Annotated in this window: 25 protein-coding genes; 18 read left to right on the plus strand and 7 right to left on the minus strand. The window is 62.3% G+C overall.

What is annotated here, in order from left to right; all coding sequences use genetic code 11:
- Nucleotides 1-3 precede the first annotated feature (3 nt).
- Both ybgF and IPP35_05835 read right to left on the minus strand, forming a co-directional pair.
- The gene (gene ybgF / locus IPP35_05830) at nucleotides 4-849 is read right to left on the minus strand and encodes a tol-pal system protein YbgF (GenBank protein MBL0058617.1); all 846 of its coding nucleotides are present in this window, start codon (nucleotides 847-849) and stop codon (nucleotides 4-6) included.
- 72 nt (nucleotides 850-921) lie between these two features.
- Nucleotides 922-1,491 carry an OmpA family protein gene (locus tag IPP35_05835; protein ID MBL0058618.1) on the minus strand — a complete coding sequence of 190 codons (570 nt, stop codon included), beginning with the start codon at nucleotides 1,489-1,491 and terminating at the stop codon, nucleotides 922-924.
- A 128-nt stretch (nucleotides 1,492-1,619) separates the two neighbouring features.
- Here IPP35_05835 and IPP35_05840 point away from each other — a divergent pair, with 128 nt between their 5' ends.
- From IPP35_05840 to IPP35_05925, 18 genes are all read left to right on the plus strand, one after another.
- Complete coding sequence (locus tag IPP35_05840; protein MBL0058619.1) at nucleotides 1,620-2,339, plus strand: YggS family pyridoxal phosphate-dependent enzyme; 720 nt, start codon at nucleotides 1,620-1,622, stop codon at nucleotides 2,337-2,339.
- Entirely contained in the window at nucleotides 2,336-3,142 is an 807-nt protein-coding gene (locus IPP35_05845) for a pyrroline-5-carboxylate reductase (GenBank protein ID MBL0058620.1), read from the plus strand. The genes IPP35_05840 and IPP35_05845 overlap by 4 nt, the downstream gene beginning before the upstream one ends.
- Before the next feature lie 66 nt (nucleotides 3,143-3,208).
- Complete coding sequence (locus IPP35_05850; protein ID MBL0058621.1) at nucleotides 3,209-3,472, plus strand: YggU family protein; 264 nt, start codon at nucleotides 3,209-3,211, stop codon at nucleotides 3,470-3,472.
- A 32-nt stretch (nucleotides 3,473-3,504) separates the two neighbouring features.
- Nucleotides 3,505-4,593 carry an S-methyl-5-thioribose-1-phosphate isomerase gene (mtnA, locus tag IPP35_05855; GenBank protein ID MBL0058622.1) on the plus strand — a complete coding sequence of 363 codons (1,089 nt, stop codon included), beginning with the start codon at nucleotides 3,505-3,507 and terminating at the stop codon, nucleotides 4,591-4,593.
- 61 nt (nucleotides 4,594-4,654) lie between these two features.
- Complete coding sequence (gene ileS, locus IPP35_05860; protein ID MBL0058623.1) at nucleotides 4,655-7,453, plus strand: isoleucine--tRNA ligase; 2,799 nt, start codon at nucleotides 4,655-4,657, stop codon at nucleotides 7,451-7,453.
- 55 nt (nucleotides 7,454-7,508) lie between these two features.
- Nucleotides 7,509-7,964 carry a signal peptidase II gene (gene lspA, locus IPP35_05865; GenBank protein ID MBL0058624.1) on the plus strand — a complete coding sequence of 152 codons (456 nt, stop codon included), beginning with the start codon at nucleotides 7,509-7,511 and terminating at the stop codon, nucleotides 7,962-7,964.
- Nucleotides 7,965-7,967: 3 nt separating this feature from the next.
- Nucleotides 7,968-8,735, plus strand: a complete 768-nt coding sequence (gene lgt / locus IPP35_05870; GenBank protein ID MBL0058625.1) for a prolipoprotein diacylglyceryl transferase — start codon at nucleotides 7,968-7,970, stop codon at nucleotides 8,733-8,735.
- Entirely contained in the window at nucleotides 8,732-9,631 is a 900-nt protein-coding gene (locus IPP35_05875) for an RluA family pseudouridine synthase (GenBank protein MBL0058626.1), read from the plus strand. The genes lgt and IPP35_05875 overlap by 4 nt, the downstream gene beginning before the upstream one ends.
- Before the next feature lie 88 nt (nucleotides 9,632-9,719).
- Nucleotides 9,720-11,576, plus strand: a complete 1,857-nt coding sequence (locus tag IPP35_05880; protein ID MBL0058627.1) for a hypothetical protein — start codon at nucleotides 9,720-9,722, stop codon at nucleotides 11,574-11,576.
- Nucleotides 11,577-11,636: 60 nt separating this feature from the next.
- A complete protein-coding gene (locus IPP35_05885) occupies nucleotides 11,637-12,440 on the plus strand; it encodes a hypothetical protein (GenBank protein MBL0058628.1) in 804 nt (267 codons plus the stop codon).
- Nucleotides 12,441-12,820: 380 nt separating this feature from the next.
- Nucleotides 12,821-13,789, plus strand: a complete 969-nt coding sequence (locus IPP35_05890; protein ID MBL0058629.1) for a hypothetical protein — start codon at nucleotides 12,821-12,823, stop codon at nucleotides 13,787-13,789.
- A 109-nt stretch (nucleotides 13,790-13,898) separates the two neighbouring features.
- Entirely contained in the window at nucleotides 13,899-14,519 is a 621-nt protein-coding gene (gene gmk / locus IPP35_05895) for a guanylate kinase (protein MBL0058630.1), read from the plus strand.
- A 25-nt stretch (nucleotides 14,520-14,544) separates the two neighbouring features.
- The gene (locus IPP35_05900) at nucleotides 14,545-14,907 is read left to right on the plus strand and encodes a hypothetical protein (GenBank protein MBL0058631.1); all 363 of its coding nucleotides are present in this window, start codon (nucleotides 14,545-14,547) and stop codon (nucleotides 14,905-14,907) included.
- Between the two features lie 13 nt (nucleotides 14,908-14,920).
- The gene (locus IPP35_05905; protein ID MBL0058632.1) at nucleotides 14,921-15,475 is read left to right on the plus strand and encodes a hypothetical protein; all 555 of its coding nucleotides are present in this window, start codon (nucleotides 14,921-14,923) and stop codon (nucleotides 15,473-15,475) included.
- Between the two features lie 4 nt (nucleotides 15,476-15,479).
- Complete coding sequence (locus tag IPP35_05910) at nucleotides 15,480-16,184, plus strand: hypothetical protein (protein ID MBL0058633.1); 705 nt, start codon at nucleotides 15,480-15,482, stop codon at nucleotides 16,182-16,184.
- Complete coding sequence (locus IPP35_05915; protein ID MBL0058634.1) at nucleotides 16,174-17,031, plus strand: uracil-DNA glycosylase; 858 nt, start codon at nucleotides 16,174-16,176, stop codon at nucleotides 17,029-17,031. Before IPP35_05910 ends, IPP35_05915 begins: the two co-directional genes overlap by 11 nt.
- Nucleotides 17,032-17,040: 9 nt before the next feature.
- Nucleotides 17,041-19,035 carry a primosomal protein N' gene (gene priA, locus IPP35_05920; protein ID MBL0058635.1) on the plus strand — a complete coding sequence of 665 codons (1,995 nt, stop codon included), beginning with the start codon at nucleotides 17,041-17,043 and terminating at the stop codon, nucleotides 19,033-19,035.
- Between the two features lie 3 nt (nucleotides 19,036-19,038).
- Nucleotides 19,039-21,135, plus strand: a complete 2,097-nt coding sequence (locus tag IPP35_05925; GenBank protein ID MBL0058636.1) for a tetratricopeptide repeat protein — start codon at nucleotides 19,039-19,041, stop codon at nucleotides 21,133-21,135.
- A 45-nt stretch (nucleotides 21,136-21,180) separates the two neighbouring features.
- Here IPP35_05925 and IPP35_05930 read toward each other — a convergent pair whose 3' ends face one another.
- The 5 genes from IPP35_05930 to cysC are packed head-to-tail and all read right to left on the minus strand — an operon-like array spanning nucleotide 21,181 to nucleotide 24,146.
- Complete coding sequence (locus IPP35_05930) at nucleotides 21,181-21,768, minus strand: hypothetical protein (protein MBL0058637.1); 588 nt, start codon at nucleotides 21,766-21,768, stop codon at nucleotides 21,181-21,183.
- The gene (locus IPP35_05935; GenBank protein MBL0058638.1) at nucleotides 21,765-22,619 is read right to left on the minus strand and encodes an inositol monophosphatase; all 855 of its coding nucleotides are present in this window, start codon (nucleotides 22,617-22,619) and stop codon (nucleotides 21,765-21,767) included. The genes IPP35_05930 and IPP35_05935 overlap by 4 nt, the downstream gene beginning before the upstream one ends.
- Nucleotides 22,574-22,945, minus strand: coding sequence for a phosphoadenosine phosphosulfate reductase family protein (locus IPP35_05940; GenBank protein ID MBL0058639.1), 372 nt, complete (start codon nucleotides 22,943-22,945; stop codon nucleotides 22,574-22,576). Before IPP35_05940 ends, IPP35_05935 begins: the two co-directional genes overlap by 46 nt.
- 5 nt (nucleotides 22,946-22,950) lie before the next feature.
- Complete coding sequence (locus IPP35_05945) at nucleotides 22,951-23,343, minus strand: phosphoadenosine phosphosulfate reductase family protein (protein ID MBL0058640.1); 393 nt, start codon at nucleotides 23,341-23,343, stop codon at nucleotides 22,951-22,953.
- A complete protein-coding gene (gene cysC, locus IPP35_05950) occupies nucleotides 23,340-24,146 on the minus strand; it encodes an adenylyl-sulfate kinase (GenBank protein MBL0058641.1) in 807 nt (268 codons plus the stop codon). Before cysC ends, IPP35_05945 begins: the two co-directional genes overlap by 4 nt.
- Nucleotides 24,147-24,380: the final 234 nt, after the last annotated feature.

Here is a 24,380-nt window from a genome sequence, read left to right on the forward strand (position 1 = left end):
GGCCTACTGCGCCGGAACAACTTTTGGAGGGACGGGCGCGGGTTTCGGCTTCGTTTTTCCAGCGGGGGCCGGTTTCGGGGCGCCCGCGGCGGGCCCCCGGAGGGATTTCAGCCTCTCCTGAGCGCTCAAAGCCTCTTTGCGATGGGGAAACTTTCGCGCCAAACTTTCGTAGGCGGCCACGGCCTCCGAGGTTTTTCCCAACTGTTCCAGGGTCCTTCCCTTCTGCCACAGGGCCGCGGGGACCTGCCCGGATTTGGGGTATTTGGCGATGACGTCCTCAAAGGCCGACAGGGCTTCGTCCCATTCTTTTTGGGCGTAATGGCTTTCGCCGATGTAATACTGGGCCGCCGGCGCCTTCTCGGTGTCGGGGTATTGGTCCAGGTAGGTCTGAAAAACTTGGATCGCCTGGGCGTATCGGCGCTTGGAGAACTCGTTGGCTCCCGCTTGGTAAAACCGGGAAGGGGAAGGCGCCGGGATGGATTTAACCCCCTGGACCGTTTTAACCACGGCGTCGAGCCGGTTCGAGGTGTTTTTGTCCAGGTCGTCGATGCGGGTGGCGAGGGTGGTCATGTGGTCGTCGGTTTCAACCAGTTGGGAAGAAAGGGCTTCGAGCTTTCGCGTCAGTTCCTCCATCTTGGCCGAGAGATCGGCCTGGTTTCCTTGCAGGGATTCCTGGTTTTCCCGGAGCGCCCCCTGGAACTCGGCCTGGGTTTTTTGTTGCGAGGAGAGGGTCGATTGCAGTCGGACGATGTCCCCCCGTAAATCCTCTATCTCTTGGGTGGTGGCCAAGCAACCCGGCAAAACCAGGCCGGCCACCAGGAGGCAAAGTTGGAAATCGAAGGTTTTCATAGGAAGAAAAAAATGGCGGACCCATTCTCCCCCCCGCCGATCGGTTGGCGGGAAGGAGGGTGGTCCGTGGGTTTATTTTGAAAGAGGAACCTGAACAGCGGTGGCGGCCTTCAAGGTCGTCTCGCCCCGGCGGTTCCGGGCCCAGCAATCATCGGAAGCCTCCGTGCACACCGGCCGCTCTTCGCCATAGGAAATGGTCGAAAGGGCCGCTTTGGCGACCCCCAAGGTCGCGTAATAGTCGCGCACCGCGTTGGCGCGGCGTTGGCCCAACGCCATATTGTATTCCAAGGTTCCCCGATCGTCGCAGTGGCCTTCCACGCGGATCTTCACTCCGGACGCGGTTTTGCGGATCGTTTTGAGGACAGCCGCATTTTTCTTCAAGCTCGCCCGGGCCTCCGGGGTCAGGTCCGCTTTCATGTAATCGAAGTTAATCGTGTCCAGAACTCCGGGGGCCGTGGACCAATCCGTTCCTACGTCCACGGAAGGGGTCGCGGGCATGGCCTCGTCCACGGGAGCGACTTCGGTCTTTTCTTCAGGAGCGGCGGCTTCCGGGGCGGGGCCCTTTTTGGGACAGCCCGTCAGGGCAAGGCCCATGAGCGCCAGGGAAAGAGCGGTTAAAGTGATTTCTTTGATGGATTTCATGAAGGTCTCCTTGTGTGCGTGTCTCGCTGGTAATGAAAACGTAAGTAGACCATATTCTCCACCGCGCTGGCAAGCGCGGGCGCCATTGCGGGTTGGGGGTAATTTTGCTAGAATGAACGTCCATCCTAATGCCAAGCTCCGTCGCCTCCATCGCCGTCGCCTCCGCCCTGGAAACCGTAAAGGAACGCCTGGCCCGCGCGGCGAAACGCGCGAACCGCGCGCCGGAAGACGTCGAAATGGTGGCGATTACGAAAACCGTCGATCCCGAGCGGGTCCTGGAAGCCTGGACCCTGGGTCTCACCCAATTCGGCGAAAGCCGGGTCCAGGAAACCGACAAGAAACGCGCCTCCCTCGAGGGACGATTCGCCTCCGGGCCGACGCCCCGCTGGCATCTCGTGGGGCATTTGCAGTCCAACAAGGCGAAGCGGGCGGTGGAACTGTTCGACTGCATTCAGTCCTTGGACAGCCTCAAACTAGCCGAGATTTTGGACCGGGAGGGGGAGCGGCGGGCCCAACCGGTCAGCTGTCTGGTGGAAATCAAAATTTCGAAAGAGACCGCCAAACAGGGAATTCTGCCGGATACCCTGCCGGCGTTCCTGGACCGGGCCCTGCGGTTTCCTTTTCTTCGCATTGAAGGACTGATGGGAGTGGCCCCATTTTTTGAAGAGGTCGAGAAAGCCAGGCCCAGTTTCGCCACCCTCCGAACGCTTTTTGAGCGGAACAAATCGGCGTTTCTGGTCCCCCAGCCGATCTTGTCCATGGGCATGTCCCAGGATTTCGAAGTGGCGGTAGAGGAAGGGAGTAACATGATCCGCGTGGGATCGGCCCTTTTCGGGAGCCGGGGATGAACCTCCGGTTGGCGGTTTTGGGGGCCGGGAACATGGGGAGCGCCCTGGTGCGGGGGCTCCTGTCGGCGGGTATCCTCAAGGCCCCACGGATGAACGTGACCGATCTGGATGCGGGGCGGCAGACGGCTCTGAAAAAATTTGGCGTGCGCACGGGCGCCGACAACCGGGCGGCCGTAAGGGATGCGGACGTCATCGTTCTTTGCGTCAAGCCCCAGCAAATGCCGGGCCTTTTGGCCGAATTGGCCGGCGTCGTTCAATCGCGGGCGCTGGTGATTTCCATCGCCGCGGGGGTCCGGACCGAGCGGATCGAGAAAGCGCTGGGAAAGGTTCCGGTCATTCGGGTGATGCCCAACACGCCCGCGCTTCTCCGGGCCGGAGCCCTGGTCTATGCCTCCGGCCGCCACGCCGGGCGGCGCCACGAAGCGACGGCGAGGAAAATTTTGTCGGCCCTCGGGCTGGTTTGGAAGGTATCGGAACCCCAGATGGACGCCGTGACGGCGCTCTCGGGGTCCGGACCCGCCTACGTGTTTTATCTGGCGGAATGCCTCGCGGCGGCCGGGACGGCCCTGGGGCTGGCCCCTGCGCTGGCCGAGGCCCTGGCGCGGCAAACCGTCTACGGCGCCGGCCGTATGCTGGCCGAAACCCAGGACCCCGCGGCCGAATTGCGCCGGCGGGTGACGAGTCCCGGCGGAACGACGGAAGCCGCGCTCCGGGTTTTGATCCGGGGCGGCCTGGGCGGGACCTTTCGGAAAGCCTTGACCGCGGCCCGCCAACGGTCCAAGGCCCTGTCCGCCAAGTTTTAAGGCCCAGAACGGGGAAAGACCGAACGAAAATTTGGGGCGCTAGCGCCCCTTCAAGGAGACCAGACCATGATCATCCGTGTCCGAGTAATTCCGAACGCCGTCCGGAGCGAAGTGGTGGGACGGATCGGCTCCACCGTGCGGGTCAAGGTGGCGGCGCCGGCCATTGACGGCAAAGCCAATGCGGAACTGACCAACTTCCTGGCCGAGTTCTTCGAGGTCAAAAACCGGGGCGTCAAAATCGTCCGGGGCCAGAAGGGCAAGGAGAAGACCGTGGAAATCTCCGGCCGTACCGAGGAAGAGTTGGAAGACGTCATGGAAACGATCCCCTGACGACCGTCCGGCGTCCCCGCCAGACGATCTCCATGCCTTCCACGATCCGGCGGCCCGGTCTAAAACGGGGCCGCCAGGGGAAATCTCCCGTTCAGGCCTATCGGTGGCGAAACGGGCGCCTCGCCGTTCTTGAACAGCGGGAGCTCCCCCGTCATGTCCGGTATTTTCAATGCCGAACCCACGGACAGGTGGCCCGAGCCATCCGGGACATGTCCATCCGGGGCGCGCCCGCCATCGGGTGCGCCGCGGCCTTCGGCCTGGCGCTCGCCGCCCGAGAACGGGCGTTCAAAAATCCCGCCGCATTCATTGCCCACCTGGAGGAAGCGAAAAAGCATTTGGGCGCCACCCGCCCCACCGCCGTCAACCTCTTTTGGGCCCTGGAACGAATGGCCCGCCTCTGGAAGAAATCCCCTCCCGCCGCGGACCTCGCTCACCTCCTGGAACGGGAAGCCCTCGCCATCCACGCCGAAGACATCGCCTCCTGCCGCACCATCGGCGACGCGGGGGCGAAACTCCTGCCCCGGAACGCCGTGGTCCTGACCCATTGCAACGCCGGCGCCCTGGCCACCGCGGGGTATGGGACGGCGGTGGGCGTCATCCGATCGGCCCAGGCCCGAGGAAAAATCAAAAGCGTTTATGTCGACGAAACACGCCCCTACCTGCAAGGGGCGCGGCTGACCGCCTGGGAACTGGAGCAGGAAGGCATCCCCTACGAAATCCTCACCGACAACATGGCCGGCCATATCCTTAAAACCGAGAAGGTCGACGCCGTCATCGTCGGCGCCGACCGCATCGCCGCCAACGGCGACACGGCCAACAAGATCGGCACCTATTCCCTGGCGGTTTTGGCCCATTACCACCGGGTGCCTTTCTATGTGGCCGCGCCCCTTTCCACGGTGGACCTCGCCACGTCCACGGGCGCCGGGATCCCCATTGAAGAACGGTCCGCCGAAGAGGTGTTGACCGTGCGCGGCCTCCGCCTGGCCCCCGCCGACGCCCGGGCCCGGCACCCGGCCTTCGACGTCACCCCCGCCCGCCTGATCACCGCGATCATCACTGACCGCGGCGTCTTCGCGCCCGCGAAACTCCATTCCAAACTCAAAGGAGCGCGAGTCCCCTAGGTTCCGGAATTTTTCGGCCCGCGTTTCCCACCGCGGACCGGATTCGCTAGAATCGTCCCCTATGAAACCCAAATTCAACGTTCAGCTTCCCAAAACGAATTTCCCCATGAAAGCCGATCTCCCCCTGCGGGAACCGGAGACCTTGGCCCGCTGGGAGAAACAGCGCCTCTATCAGAAGATCCAGGAAAAAAACGCCGCCGCCCCCCTCTCCGTTTTGCACGACGGCCCCCCCTACGCCAACGGCGCCATCCATATGGGGCACGCCTTGAACAAGGTTTTAAAAGACATCATCGTCAAATATAAATCCCTCCGGGGGTTCCGCTCCCCCTACATCCCGGGGTGGGACTGCCACGGGCTCCCCATCGAGCACCAGCTCATGAAAGAGAAAGGGTGGGACAAACGAAAAGTCGGGCGCCTTCCCTTCCGCCAGGAAGCCGCCCGGTATGCCGAACATTGGATCGATATCCAACGACGGGAGTTCAAACGCTTGGGCATCCTGGGCGACTGGGAGCATCCCTACAAAACCCTCACGCCGGAATACGAGGCGGGCATCGCGCGCACCTTTTACGATCTCCTGGACAAGGGGTACGTGGTCCAAGACAAAAAACCCGTTTACTGGTGCCCCCACTGCGAGACCGCCCTGGCCGAGGCCGAGGTGGAATATGAGGACAAGACGTCCACCTCCGTTTTCGTGAAATTCCCCGTCGTCGAGTGGCCCTCCAACGAAGACGCCCAAAAATTGGCGCGGACCCACGGAAAAAAAGTTCACGTCCTGATCTGGACCACCACGCCCTGGACCCTTCCGGCCAACGTGGCCCTGGCCTTCCACCCCGAAGGCCGCTACCGAATTTGGGAATCGCCAAAAACCCACGAGCGTTACCTGGTCGGCGATCCGGGCTGGAACGTGCTGGAAGAAATGTTCGGCGGGGGGAAAACGGACGCGGTGGCCGTGGAGGGATTGGCGTTGGAAGGACTGGTCGCCAAGAACCCGGTCAACAACAACGAATCCCAGGGCCTCCTGGCGGAGTTCGTTTCTTCCTCGGAAGGCACCGGCATCGTGCACATCGCCCCCGGCCACGGGGAAGACGATTACCTGGCGGGAAAAGCCTACGGGTTGGCCGTGCTTTCCCCCGTGGATGATCGGGGACGATTCACGCCGGAGGTTCTCCCCAACGAGCTGGCCGGGAAATCCGTCTGGGACGCGACACCCTGGATCGTCGAACATCTGGCGAAAGCGCAACTCCTCCTTAAAGAAACCAAGGTCACCCACAGCTATCCGCACTGCTGGCGGTGCAAAAACCCGATCCTGTTCCGCGCGGCCCAGCAGTGGTTTTTGAAAGTCACCGACCCTTTCCGCACCGCCCTCATCCAAAGCACGAACCACGTGGAGTGGATCCCCACCTACGGCCAAGAACGAATCCTGGGCATGCTCAAGACCCGGCCCGATTGGTGCCTGTCCCGGCAACGGTTTTGGGGCACGCCGATCCCCATGTTCCTTTGCGCCGCCTGCGGCGAACCGTTAAAAGACAAAGGGGTTTTCGCCCGCGTGGTCGAGGCCTTCCGCGCCCACGGGAGCGGCGTATGGTATGAGAAAGACCCGTCTTTCTTCGGCGTCCAGACCCCTTGCGCCAAGTGCGGGAAAACGGTGTTCAAGAAAGAAGAGGACATTTTGGACGTCTGGTTCGACTCCGGGGTTTCCTGGGCGGCCGTGCTGGGGCAAAGGCCCGAGACCAAGGGCGTGGAGCGGAAAGATATTCTCTATTTGGAAGGGTCCGACCAGCACCGAGGCTGGTTTCAAACCTCCCTCCTTCCCGCCGTGGCTCTCACGGGCGAACCGCCCTACGCCCAGGTGCTCACCCACGGGTTCGTCCTAGACGGACAGGGACGAGCCATGTCCAAATCCCTCGGCAACGTCATCGCGCCCCAGGAGCTCGTGCAGAAATACGGGGCCGACATCGTCCGCCTTTGGGTTTCCGTCACGGATTACCGGGAGGACGTGCGGCTCTCCCAGGACATTTTGGACCGCGTCATCGACACCTATCGAAAGATCCGGAACACCTTGCGCTTCCTGCTGGGGAATTTGGGGGACTTCGTCCCCGCCCAACACGCCCTACCGGCGGAGAAAATGGAGGTGTTGGACCTGGCCGCGCTGTCCGCCTTGAACAAGTTGATCGAACAGGTCACCCGGCATTTCGACGCCCAGGAATTCCATCTGGTCACGGCCGCCCTGGCGGACCAGTTCTGCATCAACACCCTGTCCGAATACTATCTGGACGTTCGCAAAGACGTCCTCTATTGCGATCCCCCCCACGCTCCCCGACGGAGAAGCGCCCAAACGGCGTTCTGGCACATCGCCCGAACCCTGGCCCGGGCCCTGGCGCCCCTCCTTTCCTTCACCGCCGAGGAAACCTGGCGGACCCTGGGGGAACAGGGGCTCTTGCCAAAAGGGGACGACCCCGAAAGCGTTTTCCTGAACCTCTTCCCCACGGAACTCCCGCTCCCGCCCGGCAAGTTCTTCGTCATGGGGGATTTCCTCCGCGCCAAACGGGCGGTGAACGAAGCGGTGGAGAAAGCCCGCCAGGCCGGAACCGTGAAAGCCCCCAACGACGCCTCGATCCGCCTCCGGATTCACGAGGGGAACGTTCCTTTGAGCTCTCTCCCGGCGGAGGAGCTGGCATCCGTCTTGGGCGTCGCCCAGGTGGTCGTGGAACACACGGGCACGGGCGACCCCGTGCAGGTCCTGGGGGTGGACGTCGCCCCCGGAGCCAAGTGCCCCCGTTGCTGGATTTGGCGCGACCTGGCGGACGGCCTTTGCGCCCGCTGTCGCGACGGCGAAGCCGCCGCTCCCCCGCGCCCTTGAGCCGCCCCCGCCACTCCGTGGTGCGCCCCACGGTCCCATGAAAAATCCATTTCCGATGGCCTTCCGCCCATGGGGGGCCGTCCTTCTGGGGATTCTTCTTCTGGACCAGGCGTCAAAGATTTTGGTGGAGAAACTCCTGCCCCTGGGACAATCCGTGACGCTCCTGCCTTTTTTCGCCTTGACCCATGTGCAAAACACCGGGGCCGCCTTTGGCCTTTTCCCCCAATCCAATGGGGTCTTCGTGGGTCTCACCCTGGCGATCCTGGGTCTTTTGCTTAAGATGCACCGGGAACTTGCCGCCCAGGGAATCTTGGCCCGCTTGGGGCTCGCCCTGGTGTGGGGAGGCGCCCTCGGAAACTTGGGGGACCGCCTTCGTCGGGGAGCCGTCACCGACTTTTTGGATGTTTATTGGAAAGGATGGCACTGGCCCGCCTTCAACGTGGCCGATTCCGCCATCACGGTGGGAGTGAGTTTTCTGCTGATTCAGAATTTTTTCGCCGAGAAATCCTAACCCATGCACCCGATCCTTTTCCGCTGGGGCCCCTTCGCCCTTCACACCTACGGCCTCTTCGCGGCCCTGGGATTTCTGGCGGGCTATGCCCTGGCCACCGCGCTGGCCCGCCGAAGAAAAGTGTCCCCGGACATCGTGGGCGACGCCCTGGCCCCCATCCTCGTGGGCGGCCTTCTGGGCGCCCGAACCTTCTACGTTTTTTTTCATCTCTCCGAATTTTCCGGCGCGTGGCTGGACGCGGTGAAAATTTGGCAGGGCGGTCTCATGTGGCAGGGGAGTTTCGTGGGGGGTGTTTTGGCCATGGCCCTCTTCCTCCGCCGTCGGAACCTCCCCTTTCTTCCCATGGCCGACCTTTTCGCCCCCGCCGCCGCCCTGGGCCAGGCGGTGGGCCGGGTGGGGTGCCTCTTCGCCGGATGTTGTTACGGCCGGACCTGCGATCTTCCCTGGGCCGTGACCTTCCGCCACCCCGAAAGCTTGGCCCCCACGGGGATGGATCTTCATCCCACCCAACTTTACGATTCGGCCCTCAACCTGTGCATCGCCACGGTTCTCTGGGGCCTTTCCCGCAGGCCCTGGTCGGACCGGGGCGGCCGGTTGGCCGGGCTTTACTTGATGATGGCCGGGGCGGCACGGCTCCTGGTGGAACCCTTCCGGGCGGACGCCCGGGGCGCCGGGCTTTGGATCTTTTCGGCCACCGGCCTCATGGCCCTGGGTCTCCTGACGGCGGGAACCGCGCTACTTTTCCACCTCCGCCCCCGGGGGAACCCGTGAGCGAGGAACGATCCTTCGTCTTCGCGGGGCGGACGGAAAGGCTGGACCGATTCCTCACCCAAACCCTCGCACCCCTTTCCCGCACCAGAATCCAACGGTTGATCGAAGAAGGCGCCGTGACCGTGAACGACCGTCCGGCCCCCGCCCGACGCCTGTTGGAACCGGGGGAACGGATCCACGTCCGGCTCCCCGACTTTTCCGCTCTTCCGGCGGCCGCCGCCGAGAGCGTGCCGATCCTGTACGAAGACGCCGACCTGATCGTGGTGGACAAACCGGCCGGCCTGGTGGTCCACCCCGCGGGCCCCCACCGGACGGACACGCTGATCCAACGGCTGTGGCCGAAACTGGCCGTCGGCTGGGCCCAGGGCGGCCTTCGCCCCGCCACCGATCGGCCGGGTGTGGTCCACCGCTTGGACAAGGGCACCTCCGGCGTCATGGTCATCGCCAAAACGCCGGCCGCCGCGGAAAACATTTCCCGCCAATTCGCCGAACGCACCGTGCAAAAAACCTATTGGGCCTTGGTCCAGGGGATTCTCACCACCCCCGGCCGGGTCCGGTCCCTGGTGGGCCGCTCCCGCCACGCCCCGCAAAAAATGTCCACCGAAAGCGGCCGCCCGTCGGAAATGGAATACAGCGTCATCAAAAATTTCCCCAAGGACCCGACCCCCTCGACACTCCTCGAAGTCCACCCCCGCACGGGCCGAACCCACCAAATCCGCGTCCAGCTGGCGGCCCTGGGCCACCCGCTGATAGGGGATACGTTGTATGGAGGAATCCCCGGCCCCCACCCCCTTCTCCACGCCCACCAACTGGCGTTCCGCCACCCCCGCACCGGCAAACCCCTCACCTTCCAAGCCGCCCCCCCTGAGAACCTTTCACCCTTCCTCGGAAAATAAAACACTTCTAAAAAACAACTCGTTTTTCGTACCCCCCCCCTTGACACTCTGAGATTTCGGGGGTAAAGATTATTAGGGTGTGGCACCTATGAACCTTCAAAGAAATAAAACCACCGCTGGTTTAAGCCTGGTTGAATTACTCGTCCTCACGTGCGTGGTGGGGCTGTGCTTTGTTTTGTTTTCATCCGGGATGAGCTTGACGCTCCGGTCCAGTGTTGATACCCAAAAGCGAGAAAAAACGGCGGAAGCCCTGGATTACATGGAAAACGAAATAAAAAAAGCCAATTTTCATTTCGTGACCGCCGCGGATTCTACGCAAAAGAGCGGGGTCGCCTTCAACGCGACGACGTCTGCTGGAACCTATTTCATCCCCTGGATGGTTTCCAGGTTGCGACCGTCTTTGGAGGAATTTGAGCGCCGAGCATCCAAGGCAGGGGCAAAACGGATTTGGATTTCAGTCCGTTACCCTATCAGGCGAGAGAACCAAGATAGACGAGAGGACGTCCTGAGTTTTTTCGGCCCGCTCTTTTCGAACCCCCAGAGGGATGTTGCAGATCCCAACTTGAAATATATGGATCTTAACTCCGATGGCGATTATTTTGACGCTGAATTCAACCTTGCATCGGGGAAATGGGTTTCAGAAACTCCCTACACAGGGCTTAAGAAAATCACCATCGCCCTGACAAACGATATGAGCCCGGCTTTTCTCCCTACGACCCCCCCGACTCCCATTGGGCGACGAGATTTCATGATTACGGATGGAAGTTATTCCGGAGATGCAGGAACGAAATCAAATGGCTTTGAAATCAAGGCACGTTTCCCAAGTGGCGACTTTTTTTGGCACCAAAGGACAACCTTGGCACAAAGGAACAATCTTGATCTCCCATGGACTAAAACGGTTAAGGGGCCGCTCGGAATGGCTGATTGCCGGGAATTGCGCTGGGACAATTACATCGATCCGGTCCTTGGGCGGGGTGATCTCGTTGTCAATGGGATAACCTCCGCTGGAGCCCTTATTAAATTCCAAGCCGACCTGAGAAAATTCGGCACCGTGTCGTGCCCCGGAAACAACTCAATCGAAAACCAATTGGTTCTTCCGGGCGGCACCGGGGAGTATACGTTCACGCTCAACACGTTATCCCCGATCATGATCAACACCATTCAAAATGATCCGAATTGTGTACCGTCTCTTTTGATTGACGGCACTTTGAACGGAATTACCTCTCAATATTTTGCTCAAAGCTTATTCCTTGTCAACCGTTTAAGTGGTCCTCCGTCATTAACCACCCTTCCCCCAAACGGAACGGTCTGCAATACGCGTTCGCCCATGATCTCGGCGTCCCAGCCGAACCTTACAGGAGGAATCGAGCCGAAATATTCGACTTTTATTATTGACGGATCCCCTTTCGATGCACACAACCCAATTAACAACAGCCCAGGATTCATTCGAGTCTCCGCTCCGGCCCCATATCTGCGAATGCCTCCCATACTGGCCGACAACGCCACCCATATCGTTCAGGTGGAAGCGCTTCACAAAAGCTGTTTCAAATCCACCGCCACTTTTTCTCTTTCAATTGACCTGGGGCCGGCCGGCCCCCTGGACCTAGACGCCTCTCCGCCTTGGTTAGGGAGCCAATCACCCACCCCCGGTTCGACCGTAGCAAAAAAGTTAGGTGCCTTCAGTTTCGTTATCGGCGACAACGAAAGCGGGGTGGATTATACGACGATCCAGGTTTGGTTGGACGGCACGCTTTTGACCGTGAACGACAGTATAGGCTATCGTGTCGAACCGTTTTTGAATGACTTAGTGAAGGTGACGCTTGGGTTTAATCCATCGGTGGGAAACCATACCGTCCGAGCCATAGCGAGTCATTATGCCACCAACCCGTCGGTTTCCACCAACACGACGGTGGACAGTTCATGGTCTTATACCGTCGTTCCGTGAGGGAACCCAATGCCTTTTTTTAATTTTTGCCGCATCCGGAGGGGGCGGGGAGGATTGACGTTGACCGAGTTGCTGTTGGTGTCGGCGGCCCTGGGGTTCCTTCTATTGCCGACCATCAAGTTCATGCATGGGAGTGGACGCTTTTTATCCAACCTTTTTTCCAAAGCCAACGCATCAAACCAAACCACACCTCTGGACGTTTTGCTTGATCGGGAATTGCCTGAGATGGTGGAACTGACCGTGGCCAAGCAGAACGAGATCCAATTTATTTTGGATTCCACCCGCCTTCCGGGGTATGATCCTTCCGGAGACCAGGACGGGGATGGCGTCCCGAACGAGTGGGACCCGGACCGAGACGGCGACCAATTCAATTGGGTGAACAGCGCCGATTGGCGTTTTGTGGGGAACGATTTGGATGATGACGACGATGATGGCGACGGCCAGGTGGATGTTCAATGCCGATACGTTTTGGAGGGGCAGACTCTCTACCGGGACATTCGCTTTAACGAAGGCTCCTGGAGGCGGAGCGTTTTGGGGCAAGGTTTCGTCTCGTGCCAGTTCACTTTTTCCGGTTCGGCTACCGGCGGGGTCGGATTCGCCGCCGATTTCGGGTTGGACGGAATTCCCAACAACGGCGACCCCGGGGACCGGGACGGCATCGTCACCTGGGAAGAACTGGACGCCGCCTTGCCCCCCGTGGGGCCCGGGAACGCCAACGGCATTCTCGACGGAAAGGAGCTCCGCTCGATTGCGTCCATTGGAGTTTCGATTTCAATTGACGGCAACGGCGACGGTATCCCCGACAAAACGGTTTCGCGTGAAATCAGTCCCCCTCTCCTCGCGGCCCGGCGGTACGCGTTATGAAAAAATCATTCCATTCCCGTCAAAATCCTAAAAGAGCGTCGATCCTCATCGTGCTTGCATTCGGATTAATGGCCATTCTTCTTCCTTTGGCCGTTCTTTTAATCCAAATGACGATTCGTCAGGACCGATCTTCCCGGACACAAATAATTTCGAAACAAAGCTTGGCAAGCGCAACGAACCAGGCAAGATTATTGATGTCCCTTTTTAAAACGAACTACAATGAAGATCATTATGATTCGTCCGTAATGGGAACCCTCATAGCCTCCGGATGGGGAGGATCTGGTGGGAATATTTCCAGTAAGTGGTCGAGTGGGGCAGATCGAACCCAAAAGACGGTTCGATCTGCAGAGGTTGATTATTTTTATAAATACGGCGCGAATTTGTCAAACCGAATAGACAACACCATCCAGTTCTTGGTGCTTTTTCGCAACGACAATTTACGGTTCGGGCTTGTGGTGGAAGACTCGTTGACAGTGGACGGCAACAGTCCGCTGGCCAACGCCGGACCACAGACGTGGGATGGGGTTTTCGTCAAGGGGAATTTAAATCTTTCAGACCCCGCAGCCAATGTCCGCCTGGCGGGACAACCCCTCTTGGTCCAGGGAAATTTCACCGGAGGGCCCAACACCACTCTCTTGGCAGGGACAACGATGTATTACCGGAGCCTATTCAATCCAGGAGGCGGAATTTACCTGGGCCCTTCATTTAATTATGTGCCGCCCTTGGTCCGCCCGCCCGTGGATCTTTCCTACTATTTAATGCATCGAACCAACGAATTGGTAGGGAACTCCACCTTTACGCTCTCGACGGTCGCGGGCGTTTGCCGGTGCACCTATGGTCCGGGACCCACGGATTTTTGGGCGGTGGCCTATGATCCGGATCTCGGGTGGCCGACCCTCTTGGTGAGGGACGGGAACCTGTTCCTCTCCGGAATATGCGAGGCGCGGGTCAACATCGTCTCCTATTCCTCCACGCCGGGACCGACAAAAGGGAATATATTCCTGATGGGGGACGTCGGGCAACTCCCTGATGCCGGTTACGTTTCCTCTTCGTCCAGCAGTTTTGCGGTTCTCGCCAGCCATTCCATTGTTTTTCAGGGGGGTCCCGGAATGGGCGCCCGGGGGTATTACATGGCCCCCACCATCAAAGTGGAACGCAACGCGCTCGGCAACCCGACGACCGTCACGGTCAAGGGCACCGTCCACGCCCTGACCGCCGTGACCACCTCGGACCCCCTCAACAAATTGATTTTCGAAAGGGATCCCGACCTCTACGTCAACATCCCCCCCAACCTGCCCGAACGCCCGGACCTGATCAAGTTCCACCTCAGCAACAAAACCCCACCGTAAATAACCCTAAGGTGTAAAAATTTCGGCTTTCCAGGCTCCTGGGAGTAGAAACCGTTCAAACAGCGCGCGAAAAAATCTGGTATAATCCGCGGGTTCGATCTCCTCCTTCATGTCAAGCGGAATTTTACTTGTCCTTTCGGCTCCCTCGGGCACCGGGAAGTCCACGCTTTGCCAGGCGCTGGCGGACCGACGGGCCGATGTCCGGCTGTCGGTCTCCTGCACCACCAGACCGCCGCGCCCATCGGAAGCGGAAGGGCGGGATTATTTTTTCGTCTCGGAAGCGGAGTTCCAGGCTCGGATCCAGCGGGGGGACCTGCTGGAATGGGCCCGGGTGCACGGGCACTTTTACGGGACCCCGCGGGGGCCCATCGAGGGCCATCGGGGAAAGGGTCTGAACGTGGTGATGAACATCGACACCCAGGGCGCCCGGTCCATCAAAAAAGCCTTTCCGGACAGCGTTCTTGTTTTCATCGCGCCGCCGTCTTGGAGGGTTTTGGAAGAGCGTCTTCGAGGCCGTAATCAGGACGACGAGGCGACCATTCAGCGCCGCCTGGTGAACGCGCGGGAGGAGATGGCCCAAGCCCCGCACTACGATTACCTGGTCGTCAACGAGAATGTGCAAGCAGCGGTGGACGAACTCGCCGCCATTTTGAGCGCCGAACACCGCCGCGTCGCGCGCTTGGCAAAAGAACCGGAAGGTCTGACGTTGTTCGGACCGGCACGGTCCTGATTTTTAATCGAGGAGGATTGACCACGTGACCAAAAAGGAAAAGACCCCAACCATCGAAGCCGAGCTCGCCATCCCTTTGGACGCTCCGCTGAACCAACTGCTCCTCACCATCTCCCACGACAAATACCGCATGATCTCGCTCGTGACCCGCTGGGCCAAGGAAATCAAACACCGGGACCAGTCCACGCTTCAACCCCAGGAACTCCTGGCGGCCTCCCTTCGGGAAATTTTAGGAAAGAAAGTGACCCTGGACGAAATCGAACTCCTCCCGCCGCCGCCCAAGGCCGAAAAGAAAGACATGGATTTCGCCTTCCCCACGATCACGCTGAAAGACACCGGGCTCGACGGGAAAGACGAGGCGGAGGCCTTGCCCGCCGACAAGGAATAACCGTTCCGCGCCCATGACGGCTTTAAGCGGCACCGACATCGTCCTCGGCGTTTCCGGGAGCGTCGCGGCCTATAAAGCCGCCGAGGTCGCCCGGCGCTTGGGAGACGCAGGGGCCCGGGTGACGGTGATCCTGACCGCCGGGGCCCAACGTTTCATCACGCCGCTCACCTTTACCGCCATCACCGGACGGCCCGCCCTCACCGATCCCTTCGCCCTCCACGACGGAACCATGCCGCACCTGGACTTGGCCAAAAAGGCGGCCGCCGTTCTCGTGGCTCCCGCCTCGGCCAACCTGTTGGCCCGTCTGGCCGCCGGACTGGCCGACGACCTTCTGACCTCCGTTCTACTCGCCACCCGGGCCCCGGTTTTTCTAGCGCCCGCCATGCACGAACCCATGTGGACTCACCCCGCCACCTCTCGGAACATCGAAACCCTTCGGGGCTTCGGCCACCGTGTGCTCGGCCCCGCCAAGGGCGGGCTGGCGTCGGGAGATCACGGGGTCGGACGGCTTTTGGAGCCCGAGGCCATCATCTCCGAAGTGGTCCGGGCGCTCACGGCCGCGAAATAGCCCCATGACGCCGGGGGGATGGAAAAACCGCCGGATCGTCATCACGGCGGGCCCCACGCGGGAAGCGCTCGACCCGGTCCGCTACCTTTCCAACCACTCCTCAGGCCGCATGGGATGGGCCCTGGCGGAGGCGGCGCGGGACGCGGGAGCGCGGGTCACCTTGGTCGCCGGACCGACGGGCCTTCCCGCTCCGGTCGGCATCCAAGTTCGGGCCGTGGTGTCCGCTCGGGAGATGTTGGCCGCCGCGCGTCGCGCGGCCCGGGGGGCCCAGGCCGTGATCGGCGCCGCCGCCGTGGCCGACTGGAGGCCGGAACGATCGTCCCGGACGAAACTTAAAAAGAATGAATCGCCCCCGGTTTTGAAACTCCTTCCAAACCCGGACATTCTGCGAACCATCGCCCGGGATCGACGGGGAGCCTTCCCCCGCCTGGCCGGATTCGCGCTGGAAACGCGGGACCTTTTGGGTGGGGCACGGAAAAAAATGATCGAGAAAAAATTGGATCTGATCGTCGCCAATTCGCCCGCTTCGCTGGGCGGAAACCGCACCCGCGCCTGGATCCTGTCGCCGGACGCCCCCCCCGAAGCGTTCCGCGGCGCCAAGAAGGACCTGGCCCGGCGGATCCTCGCCCGCCTGCTGGAGGCCGTTCATGCCCAAGACCCGCAGAAAAAAAACCAGAAAAACAGTGGGACGAAAACCCGTGAAAAGTAACCCGCGCGAAGAATTAGCTGATCTCGCGGCGGGACTTCGCCGGGCCGTGGCGCGATCAAGAACCCGCACCCTGCCGGGAAAAAAACCCGCGGCGTCCATCCCCGTGTCTGCCACCCTCGCGTTGAACCCGGTTTCCCCGATCCCGAAGGAACCCAAAGCGGCGGAGGGAGAACCCCTGGATCGGTTCAAAGACGATTCCTCGCTTTCCAAAGCGGAACGACTGGCGCGCCTGCGGGATTTCATCGGCGATTGCCGTCGCTGTCCTTTGGGCGCCTCCCGCATCCAACTGGCTTTCGGCGTCGGAAACCCCGACGCCCGGGTGCTTTTCATCGGCGAAGGCCCGGGTTACGCGGAGGACCGAAAGGGCGAACCCTTTGTGGGTCCGGCGGGCCAGCTCCTGGACAAAATCCTCGCGGCCACCGAGCTTTCCCGCCACCCCGTGGATCCCCCCTGGAAATGGGTCTACATCGCCAACATGGTTAAATGCCACCCCATGATCGATCCCTCGGACAACACGAAACGATCCAACGACCGCCCGCCGACGGCCGAAGAAATGGCCGTGTGCTCCCCGTTCCTCATGGCCCAAATCCGCATCCTCCGGCCGCTCTTCATCGTGGCCTTGGGCGCCACGGCGGGGAAAGCGCTCCTGAAAACCGAGGAGGCCATCTCTAAGTTCAGGGGGAAATGGTTCGATTTCAACGTCGAAGGCCTTTCCGAACCCATTCGATTTCTTCCGACGTACCATCCGGCGGCCCTTTTGCGAAACCCGGCGCTCAAGAAGGATGTGTGGGAAGACATGAAGAACCTGAAAGCGGCGCTGGAGAGCGCCGTTCGCTCCAAAACCTAGGGCTCCGTTATGGAAACTCGTCTGGCCGAGGTGGCCTTCCCCATCCCCCTCCGCCGCGTTTTCGACTACCGCGTTCCCCCCGACTTGGACGGGGCGCTCCGGCCGGGTCACCGCGTGTGGGCGCCTTTCGGACGCCGGGCGGGCCAGATGGGAATTGTTCTCCGCCGGCACGAACCGGAAGCCGGGGGCCTGCCGGCCGCAAAGATGAAACCTCTGGAAGGATTGGTGGAACCGGACCCGGCGCTGGACGACCGGGACCTGGCTCTGGCCCATTGGATGGCCGACCGCTATTCCTGTTCCCTGGGCGAAGCGCTGTTCACCGTTTGCCCCCTGGGCCGCCGCCGGCCGCCCAAACGCCCCCCCGCCGAACGGCATCGAATCCAAGAATCGCCCGGACTCCACCAACCGACCGAGGAACAGGCGGCCGCCCTGGCGCGCCTGCTTCCCGCGCTCGCCGGCGGAGAACACCGCCGGTTCCTGCTCCAGGGCGTGTCGGCCTCCGGCAAAACGGAAGTCTATCGCCGGGTCCTCTCCGCCTCGCTGGACGGTGGGCGGGGGGCCCTTTTGCTCGTGCCGGAAATCGGATTGACGCCGCAAATGGAAGACCAGCTCCGGGGCTGGTTCGGCGACGCCCTGGAAATCTGGCACAGCGAAATGGCCAACGGCGAACGCTGGCGGGTGTGGCGCAGGGCCCGAGAGGGCCGGGCCCGCGTCATCGTGGGCCCGCGTTCCGCCCTGTTCCTCCCCGTGTCGCCCCTCGGCGTCATCATCGTGGATGAAGAACACGACCCCTCTTACAAGCAGGATAACGCCCCCCATTACCATGCGCGTGACGCGGCCGAGGAAAAAGCCCGACTGCATGGGGCGCTCCTGATTCTCGGAAGCGCCACGCCCTCGCTTGAAACCGACACCCGCGCCCGCGCGGGAGACATCGAACGGATCCTCCTCTCCCGCCGGGTGAAAAACCGGCCGTTCCCCGTGGTGAGGCGGGTGGACATGAAGAAAGAAGGGTGGTACCTTTCCGACACCCTCGTGGCGGCTCTCCGGGAACGGTTGGAACGCGGCGAACAGTCCCTCCTGTTCTTAAACCGGCGGGGGTATTCCACCCACGTGGAATGCGCCGCCTGCGGCTGGGAATCCCGCTGTCCCCAATGCGCGGTGAGCCTCGTTCTCCATCGGGCCGGAACGGCGGGGCCCTCCCTGCGGTGCCACACCTGCCAGGTGGTCCAGCCCCTTCCGGAACACTGCCCGACCTGCGGGGGCGCGGTTTTGACTCCGTCGGGCCGCGGCACCCAGCGGGTGGCGGCGGACATCGCCACGCTGTTCCCCGCCGCTCGTTGCCTTCGCTGGGACCGCGACGCGGTGGCCGCGCGCCATGGACACGAACGGGTTTACCGGGACGTTTTGGAGGGTCGAGTGGACATCATCATCGGCACCCAAATGATCGCCCAGGGGCACGATTTTCCGAACGTGACGCTGGTGGGCGTTTTGGACGCGGACCGCTCGCTTTCCTTTCCGGACTTCCGCGCCGCGGAACGAACCTTCCAACTGTTGATGCAGGTGGCCGGACGGGCCGGGCGGGCCGGGCGGCCCGGCGAAGTCGTGATCCAGACCCGCCACCCGGACCACTACGCCCTCCGCGCGGTGGCCGAACGGGATTTCGACGCCTTTGCCAAGGAGGAAATCGAATACCGGCGGGAGGCCTCCTATCCTCCATTCACGCGAATGGCCCACGCGGTCGTCCGGGCGCGGACGGAGTCGGGCGCCGAAGAGGGCGCGGAGGCGCTCGTGCATTGGCTGGAGGCCGGTCCGCCTCCGAAAGGTTCCATGATTTTGGGCCCCGCCCCGGCTTTCCATCGAAAAAAAGCGGGCTGGGAACAGTGGCAGGTCGTTCTCAAAACACCGGCGGATCGCCTGGCCCCGCTTCTGTCCAGGGTGAACGCCTTCGTTCCCCCCGCCGGAACCAGCGTCGCCCTGGACGTGGACCCCGAAGGGATGGCCTAAAAAATGATCCTCCCGTTGATCTTTTTGGCGACCTTTGTTTTTTACGCGACAGCCCTTCCGCCGTTTCTTCCCGACGGAATCGGCGGGTTCTGGGCCACGGCTTCCTGGACCCTCCAGCCCATGGGGCCGGCCGTCTCACCGATCCCTATTCTCCTCGGAAAAGCGTCCTTCTTCCTTTTCCCCGTCGGGACGCCCGCCTTTCGCATGAACGTGGGCGGCGCGTTCCTGGGCGCCCTTTCCGCCGCGGTGGCGCTGAATCTCCTGGCCCGCCTTCGGCCGCGATCCCAACCGGGTCCGGCGCTCCTGGAACTGGAGGAGGACCACCGCTGGACCACAACCCTCCTGGCGGCGGGAGCGCTCTGGATTCTCTCGCCGCCCGTCTTCCGGGCCGCCACGGGAGGGCTTCCGGGAGCGGTCCAACTGTTCTTTCCGATTCTCGCCCTCGAGCGATTTCTCCATTGGAGCCAGTCCCCCCGCCCGACCCGGTGGAGCGCGGCTCTCGGGGCCGCCATCGCCGGGGGGTTGACCCTGACTCTCGACCTGCGTTGGATCCTCTTTCTGCCCGGTCTCCTGGCCCTGCACCGGGCTCGGCCCTTGGCGGAAGCGGCCGCTCCCAAGACGGCGGTCCCATGGAAAATGCTTTTTCAACGCGTCCTGCCGCCCGTGGCGGCCCTCTTGGCTTTCGCCGCCGCGTTCCTGCTTCCCTGGGTGGTTTTGGGATCTTTCCAAACCGCGACGCCGGAACAACTGGCCCAAATCCTCCCTTCGCTGATGGGAGCGGGACTCTTTCCCTCGTCCGTCCAGACAAACGCCGGCGTCGGCGTCCGCGAATCGATTTACATTTGGCTTCAGATCCTGGCCTGGGCCGGGACCCCCATCGCCCTCTGGGGAGCCCGGCGAGCTTTCAAGGCCGACCGTCCCCGGGCGGCGGCCCTGAGCCTCCTTTGGATCGGGGGGCTCCTCGTTTCGGCTTTTTGGCCGGGGACGGGTTCGGCTTTTGCGATGGTGGGCGGGCTTTTCCTCTCCCTCTTTCTGGCCTGGGGAATCCGGGAGACCCTGGCCCGTTGGGAGGGAGTTCCCATTTTCATCGGCCTGCTTCTGGCTGGACTCCTCCTAACGGGGCATGCTTTTTTGTCGGCCCGCCCCGCTTCTCCGGAAATCGCCGCCGCGGACATTTTCCGTTCCCTCCCCCGGGACAGCGTTCTGGCCTGGGACCAACTCGGAACGGCGGGCGCGGTGACCTACGCGCAAAAAGTGGAGGGCCTTCGGCGTGACATCCGACTTCGGCCGGACCCGGAAGGAAAAAACTTCGACCCCTCGGACACCCGCCCCCTCTATGGGGAGTCCCCCTCTTCCCTTCCGAACGAAGGAACAACGGATTTCCTTCCCGCCGGGTTCGTGGTCCAGCCCATGGCCGTGCCACTGGACGACTTGCCTGCCCCTATCGCCCGCGTGTCCCTGGGTCGAGTGCCCTTGCTTTTGGCCGAGGCCCGACCCCCCGCCGAATCCCTTCGGGTCGGCCACCTCCGGCTGGGAGACGCCTTCGCGCGCCTGGCGGCGCCGGACCAAGCGGAAGAAGAATTTTTAGCCGCCATCGCCGTCGATCCGAACAACGGACGGACGGCGGCGGAACTCGGACGCTTGCTCTTGGATTACGGAGACGGCCGCCGGGCGGGCGCGGCCTTCGCCCGCGCGCTTCAGGACCCACCGGGATCCGTGGACCTTCTGTCGGCCTGGGCCTCCGCGAAACTATTGGAGGGACGCGTGACCGAAGCGCTGGATCTCCTGCGGCAGGCGCTCCGGCAAGAAGAGAGCAACGAGGGCCTTCGGGCTCGGGTGGCCGAACTCTACGAAAAGCTGGCCCAACCCCGGGAAGCGGCCGCCCACTGGCAGGTTTTGGCCCAACGGCAACCCCGGGACAAATCCCTTCTCTGGCGTCTCACCCAAAGCTGGATGATGGCCGGGGAACTGGTCCAGGCCCACCACGCCGCCGAACGCTATCTGAAGTTGGATTTGTCGGAAAATGAACGGGAGGACGCCGTCGCCTTTAAAAATAGGCTCGAAGAATCCATCGCCCGGCGCCTTCAAGAGAAACCATAAAATAAGCCCACGGGAATAGGGCCCCCGCCCAAACCACCTGGCGGGCTATCCGGGAACCAGTTGAACGAGAACAGTCCGGGCGCCCCGTGGACCTTTGACGTGGGCCAACAAAAAACGGCTGGAAGCCTTGGGATCTCCAGGGAGCAAAGTCACGCGCGCTTTCAGATCACCTTCCAACGCATCGACCTGAGCGGCGAAGGCGGGAACGTCCGTGACGTGAAATTCCACTTCCCCCAACCCTTCCCGCCCTTCTCGCTCCCCCTCCTCCAGCCCGCTGTCCGCTGGACCCAAGGTCATGACGTCGAGACGAACGTTTCGGAAATCGATGGTCAGCTCCCGTCGACTCTCCCCCAAGGACCGCTCCGCGGCCTCGGGCCAGGCCGCCCGGAGCCGATCAAAAGCAGCGGCGCCGACCAAGACCCCCACGGCGTCAAAGGGGTCCTTGGGCGACCGGAAGAGGCTCGCCAGAACCGGATCCCGGGTCAGAAGGCCGTAGGCTTCCCAACCCCATTTCTCCCCGCGCGCTCCCAACTCCCGGAAAGCCGCCAGACGAAGGTCCGCGTTGGGGTCCGCCAAAGAGAAAGTTAATTCTCGGTCAGTAAACGTTTTCAGGTTGAGGGGTTTAGGCGTCATGTTCGCGCGAGGCCCGGGAGAAGGGCGATGAGATCATCGTGCCGGGGTCCGTTCGTCGCCACCGTGGCCTGGGAGTGGGCGTATCGACCGTCCAGAACGTAGGACAACGGCGTTCCGTCCCAATGGGTCATGCGCCCGCCGGCTTCTTCCAAGATGACCAGTGGCGCGCAGGTGTCCCAGAGGTGGACCGGGTGGTGGTTGAGATACAGGTCCGCGCGGCCGTCGACCAGGTAACCGACCTTGATGCCGACGCTGTTGATCGGCTCCAGAAATCGGAGCCCGCCGCTTTTCTCAAGGGCCAGGCGAAGGGCCGGTGGGAACCCCCGGGAGGTGATCACGGGCATGGCGCCCCACTCCCGCCGGTCCGACACCCGCAGGGGGGTCCGGACCCTCCCCCGCCAACGGAAGGTCCCCTGGCCCCGCGCGGCCTCAAAGAGAGTTTCGGTCATGGGATCGTACACCACGCCCGCCTCGGGTTGGCCGTTCCGCAACAATCCCACCATCACGCTGAAGCCCGGGAGACCCTTGGCGTAGGCGCGGGTCCCGTCCAGAGGATCAATCACCCACAGGAACTCCGCCCCAGGAGGGCCTTCCAGCCCGGTTTCCTCGCTTAAAACCCCGTAACCGGGGAACCGGCGGCGGAGACCCGCGCAAAGGAGATCGTTGGCCGCGTGGTCGGCGTTGGTGACCAAGGAATGGTCGGCCTTCCGCGAGGTCACGAGGGGCGACAATAGGAGTTCCATCACCCGGCCCCCCGCCTCCCGGACCAAATCCCGGACGATGGAAAGATCCGTCTCCGCCCCCGTCATGGGGCGGGAGGAAGGGATTTCGACGGCAGGTGAAGACCGCATTCTTTGTTGGCGCTTTCGTGGTTGAACCAGCGCCATCGACCGGCGCGGCGGGATTCATGGGGCCCGATGGGGGTCGTGCAGAGGACGCACCCGAGGGATTCGTAGAAGTAACCGCCCGGAAGTTTTTTTTCAAGGAGCGGATGGACGGGAGCGCCTCTTTCCTTTAAGTAGGCCCGCGCGCGTTCCTCCGTCCAATCCACCAGGGGCGCCACTTTAAGGATGGAACGTTTTCCGCCTTCCTCCTCGATGTCCACCACCTGAAGGCGTGGCGTTTTCGCACGGCCCGGAGACTGGTCCCACCGGAGCCCCGTGACCCAGACGTCCAAGGTTTTTAGCGCGCGCTCGTTGGGGAGAACTTTCCGAACCCGGCAACAGAGTTCCTGTCGTTCCTTGGAATCAAAAAAAGATATTCCCCATAGGCCGACACCATCTCGTCCAAGACCTTGGTTTCGGGCGTGTACCGTTCCAGGGAAAACCCGTATCTTTTTTCCAGCTGTTGGAAAAAGGCCATGGTTTCCGGGAAGAGACGGAGGGTGTCGTTCGTGAAAACCCGGGGCGTGAACCCGGCGGCGAAGCAGAGATCGATAAGGACCGCCCCCGTCAATTGGCCGCTGGTTCCAATGGCCAGACGGCCGCCGAACCGCGCGTGGAGGTTCGCCAGAAGAGCGCGCGGGTCGGAAAGGCATTCCATTTCTTTGATCCACGCCGGGGAGAACACGGTCATCGGCCCCCCCCCGCCGGGACAAGGATACCCTTCTCCCGCAAGAGGGCCAGAACGCGGGCAACGCTTTCCTTCACCGATTCTTTCCCGGATTCCAGAACCAGATCGGGCGATTCCGGGGCCTCGTAGGGAGCGGAGACGCCGCTCAAATCCGAAACCTCGCCGGCCCGGGCTTTGGCGTAGAGACCCTTGGTGTCCCGCGCTTGGCAAACATCAAGGGAGGCGTTGCAGAAAACTTCTAAAAATCTTCCCGGAGGGAGGAGCGCCCGGGCGGCGACCCGATCGGCCCGGGAAGGAGAGACGAAGGCGGCCAGGACGATCACGTTGTTCTGGGCGAACAGTTTGGACACCTCGCCCACGCGCCGAATATTTTCGGTCCGATCCTCCGGCGAAAAACCGAGCCCGAACCGGCGGGCCGCGGCGGGAGAATATCCCGCCCGCTTTTGGAGCCCCTCGGGGTCGAGGTTCAACCCGAACCGGAGGTTGTCGCCGTCTAAAACCACGGCGTTTTTTCCGAGTTCCAGCAAGGCGGTTTCCACGGCCCGGGCCACGGTGGATTTTCCGGACCCCGAGAGACCGGTCAACCACACCACGCACCCCCGCTGCCCGAGTTTTTGGACGCGGTCCTCCTCGGTCAATGTCCCCGGGTGCCAAAAAACGCGCGGAGCCTGGCCCTCGCCCGTCACGCTGGTCTCCCCTGCCGCCGCCGTTTCATGAGAGAGAGAAGGCGTGAAACGCCGTGATCCCGACAAAGACGCGGCCCCCCGCGGAAAAACCGCTGGCCAGGGACACGCCCTTGGGGACATGGGCGACGATGGGCTGGTCCGCTCCCACGTCGATTTGATGTTCGATCAGCGGGCCCCGGAACCGGGAACGCAGAATGCGCCCCTCCACCTGCAGGGTCTCCCGGGCGGAACTGAGGTACACGTCGTTGGGACGGAAATAAATCCGGACGCGGGTGCCCACGGCGGGCCCCGTCACGGTGAACCGAAAGGGCCCCCACAGCACCAGTTCCGGCTGGCCCACCAGCGCCTCCACGC

This window comes from Elusimicrobiota bacterium (assembly GCA_016721625.1).
Lineage (GTDB): Bacteria > Elusimicrobiota > Elusimicrobia > FEN-1173 > FEN-1173 > JADKHR01.

Bases quoted from the DNA above. Each gene is read 5' to 3' on its own strand.
- IPP35_05935 (MBL0058638.1), bottom strand. From the start codon at position 22,619: ATGCGGTCTTCACCTGCCGTCGAAATCCCTTCCTCCCGCCCCATGACG.
- ybgF (MBL0058617.1), bottom strand. From the start codon at position 849: ATGAAAACCTTCGATTTCCAACTTTGCCTCCTGGTGGCCGGCCTGGTT.
- IPP35_05850 (MBL0058621.1), top strand. From the start codon at position 3,209: ATGATCATCCGTGTCCGAGTAATTCCGAACGCCGTCCGGAGCGAAGTG.
- mtnA (MBL0058622.1), top strand. From the start codon at position 3,505: ATGCCTTCCACGATCCGGCGGCCCGGTCTAAAACGGGGCCGCCAGGGG.
- IPP35_05930 (MBL0058637.1), bottom strand. From the start codon at position 21,768: ATGACGCCTAAACCCCTCAACCTGAAAACGTTTACTGACCGAGAATTA.
- IPP35_05925 (MBL0058636.1), top strand. From the start codon at position 19,039: ATGATCCTCCCGTTGATCTTTTTGGCGACCTTTGTTTTTTACGCGACA.
- IPP35_05905 (MBL0058632.1), top strand. From the start codon at position 14,921: ATGACGGCTTTAAGCGGCACCGACATCGTCCTCGGCGTTTCCGGGAGC.
- priA (MBL0058635.1), top strand. From the start codon at position 17,041: ATGGAAACTCGTCTGGCCGAGGTGGCCTTCCCCATCCCCCTCCGCCGC.
- IPP35_05945 (MBL0058640.1), bottom strand. From the start codon at position 23,343: ATGACCGTGTTCTCCCCGGCGTGGATCAAAGAAATGGAATGCCTTTCC.
- IPP35_05845 (MBL0058620.1), top strand. From the start codon at position 2,336: ATGAACCTCCGGTTGGCGGTTTTGGGGGCCGGGAACATGGGGAGCGCC.
- IPP35_05910 (MBL0058633.1), top strand. From the start codon at position 15,480: ATGACGCCGGGGGGATGGAAAAACCGCCGGATCGTCATCACGGCGGGC.
- IPP35_05840 (MBL0058619.1), top strand. From the start codon at position 1,620: ATGCCAAGCTCCGTCGCCTCCATCGCCGTCGCCTCCGCCCTGGAAACC.
- gmk (MBL0058630.1), top strand. From the start codon at position 13,899: ATGTCAAGCGGAATTTTACTTGTCCTTTCGGCTCCCTCGGGCACCGGG.
- ileS (MBL0058623.1), top strand. From the start codon at position 4,655: ATGAAACCCAAATTCAACGTTCAGCTTCCCAAAACGAATTTCCCCATG.
- IPP35_05880 (MBL0058627.1), top strand. From the start codon at position 9,720: ATGAACCTTCAAAGAAATAAAACCACCGCTGGTTTAAGCCTGGTTGAA.
- IPP35_05835 (MBL0058618.1), bottom strand. From the start codon at position 1,491: ATGAAATCCATCAAAGAAATCACTTTAACCGCTCTTTCCCTGGCGCTC.
- lgt (MBL0058625.1), top strand. From the start codon at position 7,968: ATGCACCCGATCCTTTTCCGCTGGGGCCCCTTCGCCCTTCACACCTAC.
- lspA (MBL0058624.1), top strand. From the start codon at position 7,509: ATGGCCTTCCGCCCATGGGGGGCCGTCCTTCTGGGGATTCTTCTTCTG.
- cysC (MBL0058641.1), bottom strand. From the start codon at position 24,146: ATGTCCCCAAGGGCGTGTCCCTGGCCAGCGGTTTTTCCGCGGGGGGCC.